Annotated in this window: 12 protein-coding genes; 6 read left to right on the top strand and 6 right to left on the bottom strand. The window is 69.5% G+C overall.

From position 1 onward, the window contains the following. Positions 1–70: 70 nt before the first annotated feature. Positions 71–862, bottom strand: coding sequence for a class I SAM-dependent methyltransferase (locus tag ACFVUT_RS07670; protein WP_389643783.1), 792 nt, complete (start codon positions 860–862; stop codon positions 71–73). Positions 863–1101: 239 nt separating this feature from the next. Beyond that, positions 1102–2157, bottom strand: a complete 1056-nt coding sequence (locus ACFVUT_RS07665; protein WP_389643786.1) for a LacI family DNA-binding transcriptional regulator — start codon at positions 2155–2157, stop codon at positions 1102–1104. A 171-nt stretch (positions 2158–2328) separates the two neighbouring features. On the opposite strand from ACFVUT_RS07665, the gene ACFVUT_RS07660 reads away from it, so the two are divergent. From ACFVUT_RS07660 to ACFVUT_RS07650, 3 genes are read left to right on the top strand one after another with little or no spacing between them, the layout of a single operon-like run. Continuing rightward, a complete protein-coding gene (locus tag ACFVUT_RS07660) occupies positions 2329–2835 on the top strand; it encodes a MarR family winged helix-turn-helix transcriptional regulator (RefSeq protein ID WP_389643789.1) in 507 nt (168 codons plus the stop codon). Between the two features lie 59 nt (positions 2836–2894). Next, the gene (locus tag ACFVUT_RS07655; protein WP_389644801.1) at positions 2895–4412 is read left to right on the top strand and encodes an MFS transporter; all 1518 of its coding nucleotides are present in this window, start codon (positions 2895–2897) and stop codon (positions 4410–4412) included. A gap of 49 nt (positions 4413–4461) precedes the next feature. Next, complete coding sequence (locus tag ACFVUT_RS07650) at positions 4462–5016, top strand: isochorismatase family protein (RefSeq protein WP_389643792.1); 555 nt, start codon at positions 4462–4464, stop codon at positions 5014–5016. 117 nt (positions 5017–5133) lie between these two features. On the opposite strand, the gene ACFVUT_RS07645 is transcribed toward ACFVUT_RS07650, so the two are convergent. The 4 genes from ACFVUT_RS07645 to ACFVUT_RS07630 are packed head-to-tail and all read right to left on the bottom strand — an operon-like array spanning position 5134 to position 9032. Then, positions 5134–5910 carry a succinate dehydrogenase/fumarate reductase iron-sulfur subunit gene (locus ACFVUT_RS07645; RefSeq protein ID WP_389643795.1) on the bottom strand — a complete coding sequence of 259 codons (777 nt, stop codon included), beginning with the start codon at positions 5908–5910 and terminating at the stop codon, positions 5134–5136. Next, positions 5907–7922: a fumarate reductase/succinate dehydrogenase flavoprotein subunit gene (locus ACFVUT_RS07640; RefSeq protein ID WP_389643798.1), complete on the bottom strand. Its 2016-nt coding sequence runs from the start codon at positions 7920–7922 to the stop codon at positions 5907–5909. The genes ACFVUT_RS07645 and ACFVUT_RS07640 overlap by 4 nt, the downstream gene beginning before the upstream one ends. Further along, positions 7923–8774 carry a hypothetical protein gene (locus ACFVUT_RS07635; protein WP_389643801.1) on the bottom strand — a complete coding sequence of 284 codons (852 nt, stop codon included), beginning with the start codon at positions 8772–8774 and terminating at the stop codon, positions 7923–7925. Between the two features lie 9 nt (positions 8775–8783). Then, positions 8784–9032 carry a hypothetical protein gene (locus ACFVUT_RS07630; protein WP_389643804.1) on the bottom strand — a complete coding sequence of 83 codons (249 nt, stop codon included), beginning with the start codon at positions 9030–9032 and terminating at the stop codon, positions 8784–8786. Positions 9033–9313: 281 nt separating this feature from the next. On the opposite strand from ACFVUT_RS07630, the gene ACFVUT_RS07625 reads away from it, so the two are divergent. The 3 genes from ACFVUT_RS07625 to ACFVUT_RS07615 all read left to right on the top strand — a co-directional run bounded on the left by ACFVUT_RS07625 (position 9314) and on the right by ACFVUT_RS07615 (position 16091). Continuing rightward, positions 9314–11737: an ABC transporter family substrate-binding protein gene (locus tag ACFVUT_RS07625; RefSeq protein ID WP_389643807.1), complete on the top strand. Its 2424-nt coding sequence runs from the start codon at positions 9314–9316 to the stop codon at positions 11735–11737. Between the two features lie 404 nt (positions 11738–12141). Continuing rightward, the gene (typA, locus tag ACFVUT_RS07620; RefSeq protein ID WP_389643810.1) at positions 12142–14013 is read left to right on the top strand and encodes a translational GTPase TypA; all 1872 of its coding nucleotides are present in this window, start codon (positions 12142–12144) and stop codon (positions 14011–14013) included. A gap of 434 nt (positions 14014–14447) precedes the next feature. Continuing rightward, complete coding sequence (locus ACFVUT_RS07615; RefSeq protein ID WP_389643813.1) at positions 14448–16091, top strand: ABC transporter substrate-binding protein; 1644 nt, start codon at positions 14448–14450, stop codon at positions 16089–16091. Positions 16092–16097 lie beyond the last annotated feature (6 nt).

Genomic DNA, 16097 nt, shown 5'->3' with positions numbered 1-16097 from the left:
GGTCGGGCCGGCGCGGCGCTCCACTTGGCCATTCGGAGACACGGCCGTCTCGGCCGGCCCCACGGCTGGGTCAGCCCGGCTTGACCGCCAGCGTCGCAAAATAGTGCGACATGTATGGAGCGGATGCGTTGGATTGGTGCGGCGCTTCCGCGAAGCCGGTGAGGACGAACCCCGCGGCGAGTTGCCCGCCGATCTGGTCGGTGAGCGTGTGGCTGTATTCAAGAGGGGCATCCGCGCCGAACTTCGTGGCGCGTTCCTCGGCGGAGTACTGCGTGACGTCGCTGTAGGGCAGCTTGTGCACGACGGTCAGCTCGCCGCGCTCGTCGAGCGCCTCGTGGTCGAACAAGTACACATCAGGGTTGAGGAAGCCCACGAGCAGAGTTGCGCCCGGTCGCAGGATGCGGAAGCACTCACGCCACACCGGTGCCAAGTCCGGTACGAACAGGTTGGAGACCGGATGGAACACGACATCGAATGTTGCGTCGCCGAAGGCGCTGAGGTCGCGCATGTCGCCCAGGACGGTGCGCAGCTCAAGTCCGTCGCGCGCCGCCACCATCTGGTCCTGGCCGAGCTGGCGGGGTGAGTTGTCGAATACGGTGACCCGCGCCCCTGCGGCGGCGAGGATCGGACCCTGCTGGCCACCGCCGGAGGCCAGGCACAACACGTCCTTGCCGGTCAGGTCCGTCGGCAGCCAGGAACGGTCGACCGGCTCATGCCCGATGAGAACAATCGACCAGTCGCCCATGCGGGCGCGCCCGACATCCTCAGCACTCACCGGCCTCGACCACTCGTTGCCCTCCTGGACGTACCTGTCCCAGGCTGCCCGATTGTGGGCAACGGGGTCGACGACAATGTCCTGCACGTTCAACTCCCTGCTACAGCCGAGCGGACACCTGCGGTACTGACGGTTCGGCGCCGCCAGCCAACACGATCGCAGGGTGCGGGCTCAACGAAATTTGCGGGCATCGAGGTGTCCACGGGCTCGACGGGTGGTCGCACAACGGGAAGGGTCTGGTTCGCCGGCTGCACCAGGTGGAAGTGGTCCACGACCAGGGTGGCCTGCGGCAGGGCCCGCCGATCGTGTGGTGAGCCGGTCCTTCCTCAGCCGCAGCCGCAGCTGGCGCGGCGGATCAGCGAGACCGGAAGCATGAGCGACGCCGGTTCGCGCCCGCTGTTGCGCAGCCGCTGCACCAGCAACTCGACCGCCTGCTCGCCGAGTTGGCGGATCGGCTGGCGTACGGTCGTCAGCGGCGGCCGTACGATCCGGCTCAGCGGAATCCCGTCGAAGCCGGTCACCGCGATGTCCTCGGGCACCCGCACCCCGCGCCGTTCCAGTGCGCGCAGCGCGCCCACCGCCATCTGGTCGTTGGCGAACAGCACACCCTGCGGCCGCTCGGAGTCCCGGTCGAGCAGCGCCTCCGCCGCCCGCGCGCCCTCGGCCTGCGTCATCATCTCGGTCCGCAGATCCGGCTGGTCCGGCACCGGCAGCCCGGCGTCGCGGCACGCCTCCTGGAAGCCGCGGAACCGTGCCTCGGCGTCCGGCGATTCGGGGTCGCCGCCGACGAAGGCGAGCCTGCGCAGACCGTGGTCCTCGATCAGGTGGCGGGTCAGTTCCCGCTCCCCGTCCGCGTTCGCGACGACGACGTGATCGAGGTGGTCGATCTCGCGGGGACCGGCGAGCATCACCACCGGAAGGCGGCGCGAGATCACTTCGAGGTCCTCGGTCGGCACGGTCTGCGCCAGCACCGCGAAGCCGTCGACCCGTCCCGCGACCTTCGCGACGAGGCTCTCCGGCCCGCCCTCCAGCGAGGCGGCGATCAGCAGCGCGTAACCGTGCCGGCGGGCTGCCCGTTCCATGCCGCGGATGATCTGGTCGGAGTAGAGCATCACCGCGTCGTCGGCGTCGCTGTCCGCCTCCGCGTCGGCCTCGGCGTCGGGGTCGGCGTAGTCGGGGAAGCAGAGGCCGAGCACGCCGGTGGTCCGGCTGGCCAGGCCCCGGGCGTTCCCGCTGGGGACGTAACCGAGCTGGCGGGCGGCCTCCAGAACCCGCTCGCGGGTCTGGGCGCGGACCGAATCGGGGGTGCGGTAGACCCGCGAGACCGTGGCAATGGAGACGCCGGACCGCTCGGCGACGTCGTACACCGTTGGCGCGCTCACTCGACCGACCGTCCGCTTCTTCTTCTGTACCGAAGCACCTGCTGTTGCATGTGCCGACCCTCTTTTGAAAGCGCATTCACCCTAGATCGCAGGCCATGTGACGGGCAAGGGCGGGCAAAATATAGACAGGTAACCTTGCAAGTTTTCCTGTACACCTTTTACGTTGAAGGCATGCCGGAACCGACCGGGGCCACCCCCGCAGACCCCCGCCCCGGGCTCCTCGCCGAGACGGGCGACGGGCCGGGCGGCGACGAGCCCGGCGCCGAGCAGGTGGCGGCGCAGCTCACCGACGTGGTCAGCAGACTGCTGCGGCGGCTGCGCAGCAGCTCGTCGGACAGCCTGCTCACGCCCACGCAGCGTTCGGTGCTCTCCAGGCTCGACCGCGAGGGCCCGGCCACCACGGCGGCGCTGGCCCGCGCGGAGTATGTGCGTCCGCAGTCCATGCGGCTGACCCTCGGCGCCCTGGAGAGTCAGGGAATCGTCGAGCGGACGCCCGATCCGGCCGACGGCCGGAAGTCGGTGATGTCGATCACGGAGACCGGACTCCGGACCCTCGGCGCGGTCCGGGCCGCGAAGCGCGACTGGCTCGCCGAGGCCATCGCCGCCGAGCTCGACGGCGCCGAGCGGCGGACGGTCGCCGAGGCCGCGGAGCTGATCGACCGGCTGGTCGGGAAGTGACGAGCCGGGCGTCCGGCCACGAGGCGGCGCCGGAAACAGCCCCCGCGTCCGGCCGCGAGGTGCCGGAAGCGGCCCCTGCGGACCCGCCGGCACCCGCGCCGGCACAGACCCCCGCGAGCGCTCCCGCCTCGGGTTCTGTCTCAGCTCCTGCCTCGGGTTCCGTCTCGGGTTCCGTCTCGGGTTCCGTCTCGGGCTCCGCCTCAGATCCCGTCTCGGATCCCGTCTCCGGGTTCGGCGCCCGCCTCACCGCCCCGCTCCTCCTCGGCTCCCTGCTCAATCCGCTCAACACCACCATGATCTCCACGGCCCTGGTGGCGATCGGGCACGACTTCGGTATCGGCGCCGCCGACACCGCTTGGCTGATCTCGGTCCTGTATCTCGCCAGCGCCGTCGCCCAGCCCGTCCTCGGCCGGCTCGCCGACGTCCTCGGACCCCGACGCGTCTTCCTCGCCGGTCTGGCCGTCGTGGTGGTGTCCGGCCTGGTCGGGATGTTCGCGCGGGATTTCGGAGGACTCCTGGTGTCCCGGCTGCTGCTCGGGATCGGCACGTCGGCGGCGTACCCCGCAGCCATGGCGGTCCTGCGCGACGAGTCCCGGCGGATCGGCCGCATCACCCCGCGCCCGGTCCTGGCCCGGCTCTCCTTCGCCGCGCTCGGCAGCGCGGCCGTCGGGCCCACCCTCGGCGGCGTGCTCGTCATGGCCGTCGGCTGGCGCGGCATCTTCGCCGTCAACGTGCCCGTCGCACTCGTCGCGTTCGGCTCCGCACTGCTCTGGATCCCGGCGGACCCGCCGCGCGGGCGCGCGTCCGACGGCAGCAGGCCGAAGCTGGACCTGGACCCGCTCGGCATCGGACTCTTCTCGACCGCGCTGACTGTGCTGGTCTTCTTCCTGCTCGACCTCTCCCACCCCCTGTGGTGGCTGCTCGCGCCGTTCGCCGTGCTGACCGCCGCCCTGATCCGGTGGCAGCTGCGCTGTCCGCGGCCCTTCATCGACCTGCGGATGCTCGCGCGCAACGGGGCGCTCGCCCGGACGTATCTGCGGCACGGAGTGAGCTATCTGCTGATCTACTGCGTGATGTACGGCTACACGCAGTGGCTGGAAGAGGCACGGGGCTACTCCTCCGGCCGCACCGGACTGCTGATGCTGCCGATGTCGCTCGCCGCACTGGTCTGCTCGCTGCTCGGAGCCCGTACGAAGGGCATCCGCGGCCCGCTCACGCTGGCCGGTGTGATGGTCACCACCGGCGCCGCGACGCTGGTGTTCTTCTCCGGCTCCACCCTGCTCGCCCTGCTGCTGCTCGCCGGGGCGTGCTTCGGCATACCGCAGGGGCTGATCGGTACGAGCAATCAGGCCGCCGTCCAGGCGTACGCCCCGCCCGAGAACATCGGCTCGGCCGCCGGACTCCAGCGCACCGCCCAGTACATCGGGGCGATCACCGCGTCCAGCCTGATCGCCCTCGCCTACGGACAGTCGGCGAGCAACAGCGGACTGCACCTCATGGCAGCGGTCTCCGTCGTGCTCGGCCTGCTGCTGATCGTCCTGACCGTCACCGACCGTGCCCTGCGCACCCGCGCCTGACACCTCACCCGTCCCACCGACCCACACATCCCCTCAGAGGAGCGCCCCCATGACCGCCACCACCCTGGACGCGAAGACCGCCCTGGTCGTCGTCGACCTCCAGAAGGGCATCGTCAGCCGGCCCACCGCCCACCCCACCGCCGGTGTCGTCGCCAACGCGGTGACCCTCGCCGACGCCTTCCGCGCCAAGGGCCTCCCGGTCGTCCTGGTCCGGGTCACCGGCGGCTCCCCCGGCCGCATCGAGGGCGGCGCCAGGAGCGCGGCGCAGCCGCCCGCCGACTGGGCGGACATCGTGCCCGAACTCGGCCCGCACGAGGGCGACATCGTCGTCACGAAGCAGAACTGGGGCGCCTTCCACGGCACCGACCTCGACCTTCAGCTGCGTCGCCGCGGCGTCACCCAGGTCGTCCTCACCGGCGTCGCGACGAGCATCGGCGTCGAGTCCACCGCCCGCTTCGCGCACGAGCACGGCTACCACGTCACCGTCGCGACGGACGCGGTCACCGACCTGGACGCCGACACCCACCGCAACAGCGTCGAGAAGGTCTTCCCGCGCCTCGGCGAGACGGACACCACCGAGGCGATCGTCAAGCTGCTCGGCTGAGAGCCCGTCGGGTGACCTTCGGTCGCCGGAAGCGTGCGTGCCAGGGCGTGGCCGCCCGATCACGTGCGTGCCAGGGCGTGGCCGCCCGATCAGAGGTCACCCGACAGGCTCTGACGGTCACGTCCGGTCCCCGCGGCGGCCGATCTTGTTGCCCAGCCACACCAGTGGGTCGTACTTCCGGTCCACGGCCCGCTCCTTCAGCGGGATCAGCGCGTTGTCGGTGATCCTGATCTGTTCGGGACACACCTCCGTACAGCACTTCGTGATGTTGCAGTAGCCGAGCCCGTGCTCCTCCTGGGCCGTCGCCTTCCGGTCGAGTCCGGACTCGGCGGCGGCGTCCAGAGGGTGCATGTCCAGCTCGGCGATCCGCATCAGGAAGCGCGGTCCGGCGAACGCCGCCTTGTTCTCCTCGTGGTCGCGCACCACATGGCAGGTGTCCTGGCACAGGAAGCACTCGATGCACTTGCGGAACTCCTGCGAGCGGTCCACATCGACCTGCTGCATCCGGTAGTCGCCCGCCTCGACGCCCCGAGGGGGTACGAAGGCGGGCACTTCCCGTGCCTTGGCGTAGTTGAACGCCACGTCCGTCACCAGATCGCGGACGACGGGGAAGGCCCGCAGCGGCGTGACCGTGATCGTCTCCTCCCGGTCGAAGACCGACATGCGCGTCATGCACATCAGCCGCGGCCTGCCGTTGATCTCCGCGCTGCACGAACCGCACTTGCCCGCCTTGCAGTTCCAGCGCACGGCGAGATCGCCCGCCTGGGTCGACTGGATCCGGTGGATGATGTCGAGGACGACCTCGCCGTCGTTCACCTCGACCCGGAAGTCCTCCAGGCCGCCACCGTCCCCGTCCCCGCGCCACACCCTGAACTGCGCGTTGTAGCTGCTCACTCGTACAGCTCCTCTTCGGCCAGGTACTTGACCAGCTCCTCCTTCTCGAAGAGGGAGAGCAGGTCCGGACGGATGGGTTCGGTCGTCCTGCGCACGAGTTCGATCCGGCCACCGTCCGCATCGTTCGTGGACGCATCGTTCGTGGACGCATCATCCGTGGACGGATCATCCGTGGACGCACCGTCCGCGGACGCGTCGGCCAGCCGGCACAGCAGATTCACCGGGCGCCAGGAGCGTTCCATCGTCGGACAGTCCTCGCGGGTGTGACCGCCGCGGCTCTCCGAGCGCTCCAGGGCGGCCCGTGCGACGCACTCGCTGACCAGCAGCATGTTCCGCAGGTCCAGGGCGAGGTGCCAGCCCGGGTTGAACTGCCGGTGCCCCTCGACACCGGCGCGCCGCGCCCGTACCCGCAGGGCCGCCAGTTTCTCCAGGGCCTGGGCCATCTCGGGCTCCCGCCGGATGATGCCGACCAGGTCGTTCATCGTCTGCTGGAGCTCCTGGTGCAGGGTGTACGGATTCTCCGCCGGCCCCCCGGTCCCCGCCGGCCCCCCGGCCGTGCCCGCTTCTCCGGCCGTGCTCGCTTCATCGGCACTGAACGGGCGCAGGGCCTCTGCCGCCGCCGCCTCGATCTGCTCCGCGTCCACCGCCGGCCGGGTACCGCTCGCGGTCGCGTACGCGGCGGCGTGCAGCCCGGCCCGCCGCCCGAAGACCAGCAGGTCGGAGAGGGAGTTGCCGCCCAGCCGGTTGGAGCCGTGCATGCCGCCCGCGACCTCGCCCGCCGCGTACAGGCCGGGCACCGCCTCGGCGGCCGCGGTGTCGGAGTCGACGGCGATCCCGCCCATCACGTAATGACAGGTCGGGCCGACCTCCATCGCCTCCGCCGTGATGTCGACATCCGCCAGCTCCTTGAACTGGTGGTACATCGAGGGCAGCCGGCGCCGGATCGTCTCCGCGGGCATCCGGGTCGACACGTCCAGGAACACCCCGCCGTGCGGCGAGCCCCGGCCCGCCTTCACCTCGGAGTTGATGGCGCGGGCGACCTCGTCGCGGGGCAGCAGCTCGGGCGGGCGGCGGTTGTGGTCCGGGTCCTCGTACCAGCGGTCGCCCTCCTCCTCCGACTGCGCGTACTTCTCCTTGAACACATCGGGGACGTAGTCGAACATGAACCGCTTGCCCTCGGAGTTGCGCAGCACTCCGCCGTCCCCGCGCACCGACTCGGTGACGAGGATGCCCTTCACCGACGGCGGCCAGACCATGCCGGTCGGATGGAACTGCACGAACTCCATGTTCAGCAGCGGAGCGCCCGCCAGGAGCGCGAGAGCATGGCCGTCGCCGGTGTACTCCCAGGAGTTCGACGTCACCTTGAAGGACTTGCCGATGCCGCCGGTGGCCAGGACGACAGCGGGCGCTTCGAGGACGAAGAAGCGGCCGGTCTCCCGCTCGTAGCAGAAGGTCCCGCCGACCCGGTCGCCGTCCTTGAGCACCCGGGTGACCGTGCACTCCTGGAAGACCTTCAACCGGGCCTCGTAGTCGCCGTGTTCGCGGTAGTCCTCCTGCTGGAGCGCGACGATCTTCTGCTGGAGCGTACGGATCAGTTCGAGGCCGGTACGGTCCCCGACGTGCGCCAGCCGCGGATACTCATGGCCGCCGAAGTTGCGCTGGGAGATCCTGCCGTCCGGCGTACGGTCGAAGAGCGCACCCCAGGTCTCCAGCTCCCAGACCCGCTCCGGCGCCTCCTTGGCGTGCAGCTCCGCCATCCGCCACTGGTTCAGGAACTTCCCGCCGCGCAGGGTGTCGCGGAAATGCACCTGCCAGTTGTCCCCGGAGTTCACATTGCCCATGGACGCGGCGATGCCGCCCTCCGCCATGACCGTGTGCGCCTTGCCGAAGAGCGATTTGCAGATGACCGCGGTACGGGCACCGCGTTCCCGCGCCTCGATGGCGGCGCGCAGCCCGGCGCCTCCGGCGCCGACCACGACGACGTCCCACTGCTGCCGTTCGAGCTCTGTCATTCAGAAAAACCTCGGATCGTCGAAGGCACCGGAGGCGACGAGATACACGTAGAAGTCGGCGAGAGCCACACTGATCAGCGAGGCCCACGCGAGCAGCATGTGCCGGGCGTTGAGCCGGCCCACCCAGCTCCACAGCCGGTAGCGCACGGGGTGTCGGGAAAAGTGCCGCAGCCGGCCGCCGATGATGTGCCGGCAGGAGTGGCAGGACAGGGTGTACGCCCAGATCAGCCCGATGTTGACCAGGAAGATCAGCGAGCCGAGACCCATGTGTCCCCAGGCGTAGTGCTCGTCCCGGAAGGAGAGCACGGTGTCGTACGTGAGGATCCCGGCGACCGGCACCGCGGCGTAGAAGAAGTACCGGTGGAGGTTCTGCAGGATCAGCGGGAAGCGGGTCTCCCCGCTGTACGCCGTGTGCGGCTCGGCGACCGCGCAGGCCGGGGGCGACGCCCAGAAGCCCCGGTAGTAGGCCTTGCGGTAGTAGTAGCAGGTCAGCCGGAAGCCCAGCGGGAAGACCAGGATCAGCAGGGCGGGGGACAGGCCCCACCAGCTGCCGAAGAGCTCCCAGTTCGGGCCGTGCCGCATGGGGGCGCAGCTCTCCGCCAGGCAGGGCGAGTAGAACGGCGACACATAGGGGGCGGCGTAGTAGTCGGCGTTCGAGAAGGCCCGCCAGGTCGAGTAGACGATGAACGCGAGCAGCCCGCCGGCCGTCGTGGCGGGTGCCAGCCACCAGCGGTCGGTGCGCAGATGGCGGGCGGCTATGGCGGCCCGGGAGGCGTGATGGACGCCCGTCGGGCGCGCCCGCGCCGTCGTCGCTCGGGGTGGTTCCGTACCTGGTTCCGTACCGGTGGCCAAGGAACTCTCCTAGAAGGCGTGCCGGCCCGGGACGCCCAGACCTTCGTCGTCCGAGTCCGTCCACAGGGTGGCGTCGTACGGCGCATCGCTGATCGTGATGGCGTCGCCGACCGGGTCCGTGCGACCGGCGGCCTCGATCGGCACCGGCCCGGCCTGCGTCTCGCGCAGCCGCGCGAGACTCCGCTCCAGCCGTGCGACGGTGCGGACCAAGTCCTCCAAGCAGTGCTGAACAGCCGTCAACTCATCGTGCAGTGACATGACTTGCTCTCACTTCTGCGGTCGCGGGTGGTCATGTTCATGCGCCTGAGAGTGTCGCGCGTCACACCCGTGTTGTGAAGAGTGCGCACCGCCCCGACGCGTCGCCGGTTCCGCCGCACGGGTGAGGTTCGAGGCTCCGACGCCGTGTCTGCGCCGCCTCTCGCGCGAGGGCGACTTCAGTGGAGGGACGGAATCAGTGTGATCAACTGCATATGCCACTAAAAAGCACAATCCGGCCCCTCCGTGTACGGGTGGCCGGGCCGGCCCCGGAGGTATGAGCCATGTCCCACGTCGGCGTCCCGCGCGGGACGGCCCGAAAGCGCCGTTCGCTCGCGCTCCTCACGACGGGCGTGCTGGCGCTCCCGGTACTGGCCGGCTGCAGCTCCGACGACAGCGGCGACGGATCGGCCGGGGCCGCCGCGCCCCAGGACATCGCGGTCGCGGCCCGGAGCGCGGTCGCCTCGGGGGGCACGGTCCACTGGGCGGTCGACGCCGTGCCCACCACCCTCAACGCCTTCCAGGCCGACGCGAACAGCTCCACCGCCCGTGTCACGGGCGCTCTGCTGCCGACCCTCTTCCCGCTGGACGCCACGGGCCGGCCGCGGATGAACCGGGACTATCTGAAGTCCGCGAAGGTCGTCGAGCGCGAGCCCAAGCAGGTGGTGCTCTACCGGATCAACCCGCGGGCGGTGTGGAGCGACGGCCGGGACATCGGGGCGTCCGACTTCGTGGCGCAGTGGCGGGCGCTGAACGGCAAGGACTCGGCGTTCTGGACCGCCCGCAACGCCGGGTACGAGCGGATCGAGAAGATCGAGCGCGGCGCGGACGACCAGGAGGTCCGGGTCACCTTCGCCACACCGTACGCGGACTGGCGTTCGCTGTTCTCCCCGCTGTACCCGAAGGAGGTGACCGGCTCGCCCGGCGCCTTCAACGACGGCGCGCGGACCACGCTCAAGGCCACCGCGGGCCCGTTCCGCCTGGGCAGTGTGGACACGGCGAAGGGCGAGGTCACCCTGGTCCGCGATCCGCGCTGGTGGGGCGACCGGGCCAAGCTCGACTCACTGGTCTTCCGGGCCGTCAAGCCGCAGGACCGCACCGAGGCCCTCACCGCGGGCAAGGTCGACGTCGCCGACATCGACGCCACGGCGGCGCACCGGATCGCGCAGGCGTCCCATGACACGGGCGGCAACGGGCAGCCGCTCGCCCAGGGCCCCGGCTCCGGGAGCGGCCCGGCCGCCGCACTGCGCTCCTGGGCCGAGGCGCACGGCTCGAACGAACAGGAGGCGGCAGCCGCCCAGGCGGCCAGGGAGAAGAGCCGGGCAGCCGCCGAGACGTACACCGCCGAGCAGGACAAGCTGCGCGCGTACGCGGTCCGCAAGTCACTGGAGCCCGCCTACACCCAGCTCGCGCTGAACGGCGAGTCCGGTCCGCTCGCCGACGACCGGGTCCGCAGGGCGGTCGCCCGGGCCCTGAACCGCCAGGAGCTCGCCGACACCGTTCTCAAACCGCTCGGCCTGCCCGCCGTGCCGCTCGGCAGCCACCTGGCCCTGGCCGGACAGCCGGCGTACAAGGACAGCAGCAGCGCACTCGGCGGCCAGGACACCGAAGAGGCCCGCGCGCTGCTGGCCGACGCCGGCTGGACGCGGGAGGGCGCGGTCAAGAAGCCGGACGGTGCCAAGGCGGGCAGCGAGGGGGAGAAGGGGGAGAAGAAGGGAGCGAAGGACAAGGACGGCGCCGCCGGGAAGGGTGACAAGGCGAACCCGTCCGAGAAGCCCGACAAGGCAGACAAGGCCGACAAGGCTGATAAGGCTGATAAGGCTGACGACAAGTCCGGCGGTGCCGCCCCCGGGCGTGAGGCCGGCGACGGCAAGCCCGGCGACGACAGGCCCGGCGACGACAGGCCCGGCGAGCGCACCGAGGCCCGCGGCGCCTCCCAGGTCCTCGCCCCCGCCCATGCCGCCGCGCTCCACAGCACCGCCCTGCTGCGGCAGGCCGGACACCTGGCCGGGACCGCGGCCTCCGAAGGCGTCTCCTCCGAGGCCGCCACCCGGGAACAGCGGCCGGACGGCGCCACCGGCGCCTACGCCCCCGCGGGCACCGCGGCCCCCGCGCAGGCCCCGGACGCGCGCCGGGGCCCGCTCGGCAAGGACGGCAAGCTGCTGTCCCTGCGTTTCGTCCTGCCGGCCGGTCCCGGCTCGGAACCGCTGCGGGCCGTCGGACAGCAGATCTCGGCGATGCTCGACACGATCGGCATCAGCACGGCCATCACGAAGGTCTCCGACGACAGCTACTTCCAGGACCACATCGCCTCCGGCGACTACGACCTGGCGCTGTACTCCTGGCCCGCCACCGCCTACCCGGCGACCGACGACCGCCCGATCTTCGCCAAGCCGGTGCCGGCCACCGACGGCTCCCTGCTGGTCGAGCAGAACTACACCCGCGTCGGTACGGACCACATCGACCAGCTCTTCGAGCAGGCGGTCTCGGAACTGGACGAGGGAACCGCGCAGAATCTGATGAAGCAGGCGGACGCCCGGATCTGGGCCGCCGCGGGCTCGATTCCGCTCTACCGCCGTCCGCAGCTCGTGGCGACCGACACAAAGCTGGTGAACGTCGGCGCCTTCGGCTTCGGCACACCCCACTACCAGGACATCGGTTTCAAGCAGCCGCAGCCCGCCGGACCTCCGGCGAACAAGAAGAAGTAGCAGGTCGGAACGGGGCCGGAAGCTCAGAACTGGCTCAAGTCCCTTGCCCGCCGGCGCCCCCGGCGGGCAAGGTCGTGTCCCGTCCGGAACTGGGCCGCTCACCCTCCCCACACCCCCCGCACCGGACCGTGCGGAGCCCCCACGGATCCCCCCACGGATCCCTCCGCACCCTCTTCTTCTGTCACGCGTATCCATGCGGCGTGACCCCGGGGCCAGGGGAATTGCGGGCGAACAGCGGCTGAAGAGTGGCGCGGGACCGGTCTCGCGGATCGGCCCGGGAAGCCCCGGACGCGCCAGGCCCGTACCATAGGGACAGCCGTGGCGCGTCCGCCCGGCGGGCGTACGAGGACCCGAGAGCGACTGAGACGCCTGATCCCACGATCCGAGAGAAGCGCAAGCCACCCATGCCCACGCGCCACGACATCCGTAACGTAGCCATTGTCGCCCACGTCGACCACGGCAAGACCACGCTGGTCGACGCCATGCTCAAGCAGGCCGGTGCCTTCGCCGCGCACGCCGCCGAGAACCTCGACGAACGCATGATGGACTCGAACGACCTGGAGCGTGAGAAGGGCATCACGATCCTCGCCAAGAACACGGCGGTGAAGTATCACCCCAAGGACGGCGGGGACCCGATCACGATCAACATCATCGACACCCCCGGCCACGCCGACTTCGGCGGCGAGGTCGAGCGTGGTCTGTCGATGGTGGACGCGGTCGTCCTGCTCGTCGACGCCTCCGAGGGTCCGCTGCCCCAGACCCGCTTCGTCCTGCGCAAGGCGCTCGACGCCAAGCTGCCGGTCATCCTGTGCATCAACAAGACGGACCGTCCGGACTCCCGGATCGCCGAGGTCATCGACGAGACGTACGACCTCTTCCTCGACCTGGACGCCGACGAGGACCAGATCGAGTTCCCGATCGTCTACGCCTGCGCCCGTGACGGCGTCGCGTCGCTGACCAAGCCCGAGGACGGCACCGTCCCGCCGGACAGCGACAACCTGGAGCCGTTCTTCTCCACCATCCTCTCCACGGTCCCGGCCCCGGAGTACGACGACCAGGCGCCGCTGCAGGCCCACGTCACCAACCTGGACGCGGACAACTTCCTCGGCCGCATCGCGCTCTGCCGTGTCGAGCAGGGCGAGCTGCGCAAGGGCCAGACCGTCACGTGGATCAAGCGCGACGGCACCATGTCCAACGTCCGTGTCACCGAGCTGCTGATGACCGAGGCGCTCACGCGCCAGCCGGCCGAGAAGGCGGGCCCGGGGGACATCTGCGCCGTCGCCGGTTTCCCGGACATCATGATCGGCGAGACCCTGGCCGACCCCGAGAACCCGATCGCGCTGCCGCTGATCACGGTCGACGAGCCGGCCATCTCGATGACCATCGGCACGAACACCTCGCCGCTCGTCGGCAAGGGCGGCAAGGGCCACAAGGTCACCGCCCGCCAGGTGAAGGACCGCCTCGACCGCGAGCTGATCGGTAACGTCTCGCTCCGCGTCCTGGACACCGAGCGCCCCGACGCCTGGGAGGTCCAGGGCCGCGGCGAGCTCGCGCTGGCCATCCTCGTCGAGCAGATGCGCCGTGAGGGCTTCGAGCTCACGGTCGGCAAGCCGGAGGTCGTCACCAAGCAGATCGACGGCAAGACGCACGAGCCGATCGAGCGCATGACGATCGACTCCCCCGAGGAGCACCTCGGTGCGATCACCCAGCTGATGGCGACCCGCAAGGGCCGCATGGAGACGATGACGAACCACGGTTCGGGCTGGGTCCGCATGGAGTGGATCGTTCCTTCCCGCGGCCTCATCGGCTTCCGTACCGAGTTCCTGACCCAGACCCGCGGCACCGGCATCGCGCACTCCATCTTCGAGGGCCACGAGCCGTGGTTCGGCGAGCTGCGCACCCGGCACAACGGCTCGCTGGTCGCCGACCGCTCGGGCACGGTGACGCCGTTCGCGATGGTCAACCTCCAGGAGCGCGGTGTGATCTTCACCGAGGCCGGCACCGAGGTCTACGAGGGCATGATCATCGGCGAGAACTCCCGCGCCGACGACATGGACGTGAACATCACCAAGGAGAAGAAGCTCACCAACATGCGTGCGGCTTCGGCGGACACCACGGAGAACGTGGTGCCGGCCCGCAAGCTCTCCCTGGAGCAGTCCCTGGAGTTCTGCCGCGAGGACGAGTGCATCGAGGTGACCCCGGAGACCGTGCGCATCCGCAAGGTCGTCCTGGACCAGAAGGAGCGCGGTCGCGCCGCGTCGCGCGCCAAGCGCTGACGTCGCTCGACGGACGGCCCGGCAGGAAGAGTCGCCGGAGCCATTGACATGAAACCCGGGCCCCCGCTGAACTGGGGGCCCGGGCGTTTTTCGTCAACTTGATTTCTTGCCCGCGGTGTCCGGTAATCGAGCGTCGCTCTCCGGAACATGTGTTAACGGTCCGTTTCGGGCGTGTCTGTCTGGGATCAGTTTGTCCGGATTTCGGGCAACCGCGCCCTATCGATGTTGTCAAACCGAGACCCTTTAAGTGTGGTTTACGGCCCGGCCGTACTTAATAGTTGGCTGCATTGAGCTCGGGTCAATGGGTCACGCACTGTGGGGAGTGCCGACTCACGAGCACACTCGGGGCACTGAAACGATCACCGTCAGGGGTGTCGGTGTATCACTCCAGTGCCCCTCTTGTAGTCAAAAGTGGACTCATGAGGAGGAAACCCATGCGTGGTGCCAAGAGCGCCAAGTGGGTCGCGGGAGCGGCACTCATCGCCCTGGCTGCGACCGCCTGTGGTGGCGGCGACGACAGCGGCAAGGACAAGGGGGGCGACAGCGCCAAGGGCGCTGTTGACGCCAACGGCATCTTCTCCGTCGAGGTCGGCGAGCCGCAGAACCCGCTGCAGCCGGCGAACACGATGGAGTCGAACGGCAGCATCGTCACCGACGCGATCTTCTCGCAGCTGGTCGACTACGACCCGTCCGGCAAGCTTGAGATGATCAACGCCGAGTCTGTCGACACCAAGGACAGCAAGCTCTGGACGGTCAAGCTCAAGAAGGACTGGAAGTTCCACGACGGAACGCCGGTCACCGCCACGTCCTACGTCAAGGCGTGGAACTGGGCCGCGAACATCACGAACGCCCAGACCAACGCGTCCTGGTTCGCCGACATCAAGGGCTTCGCCGACGTCCACCCCGAGGACGAGAAGGCCAAGCCGAAGGCCGACGCCATGTCCGGCCTGAAGGTCGTCGACGACTACACCTTCACCATCGAGCTGAAGAGCGCGCTGCCGTACTTCTCGTACAAGCTCGGCTACACGGTGTTCTCGCCGCTGCCCGAGTCCTTCTACGCGGACCCGAAGGCCGCCGGTGAGAAGCCGGTCGGCAACGGCGCGTACAAGTTCGTCAGCTGGGACCACAAGAAGCAGATCAAGGTCGTCCGCAACGACGACTACAAGGGCCCCGACAAGGCGAAGAACGGTGGTGTGATCTTCAAGAACTACACCACCCTGGAGACCGCCTACGAGGACCTGAAGTCCGGCAACGTCGACGTGCTGCGCCAGATCGCGCCGAAGGACCTCCCGGTCTACCGGTCCGACCTCGGTGACCGCGCCGTGGACCAGGCCTACTCGGCGATCCAGACCATCGGTGTCGCCATGTACACCAAGCAGTGGAAGGACACCGACCCGAAGGTCCTCCAGGGCCTGTCGATGGCCATCGACCGCGACACCATCACCAAGACGGTGCTCCAGGGCACCCGCGAGCCGGCCACGGGCTGGGTCGCCAAGGGCGTCCTCGGCTACCAGCCGAACGTCGCCGGTGACGTCACGAAGTACGACCCGGCGAAGGCCAAGGCTCTCATCAAGGAGGGCGGCGGTGTTCCCGGCAACAAGATCTACATCCAGTTCAACGCCGACGGTGGCCACAAGGAGTGGGTCGAGGCCGTCTGCAACAGCATCACGCAGGCGACCGGCGTCGCGTGCGTCGGCGACTCGAAGGCCGACTTCCAGGCCGACCTGAACGCCCGTGACGCCAAGCAGGTCAAGTCGTTCTACCGTTCCGGCTGGGTGCTCGACTACCCGGTGAACGCGAACTTCATCAGCGACCTGTTCCGCACCGGTGCGGCCGGCAACAACGGCTTCTTCTCCAACAAGGAACTCGACAAGAAGATCGCGGCCGCGGACTCCGCCGCCACGCTCGAGGAGTCGGTCAAGGGGTACCAGGAGATCGAGAAGGAACTGGTCAACTACATGCCGACCATTCCGCTCTGGTACTACAAGGTCAACGCCGGGTACTCGGAGAAGGTCCAGAACGTGAACTACGCGCAGGACGGCGACCCGATCCTGACTGAAGTTCAGGTCAAGAAGTAACCACCG

It is taken from the genome of Streptomyces sp. NPDC058051 (assembly GCF_042885475.1).
Taxonomy (GTDB): Bacteria; Actinomycetota; Actinomycetes; order Streptomycetales; family Streptomycetaceae; genus Streptomyces.
This window is presented reverse-complemented; position numbering and strand designations above follow the sequence as displayed.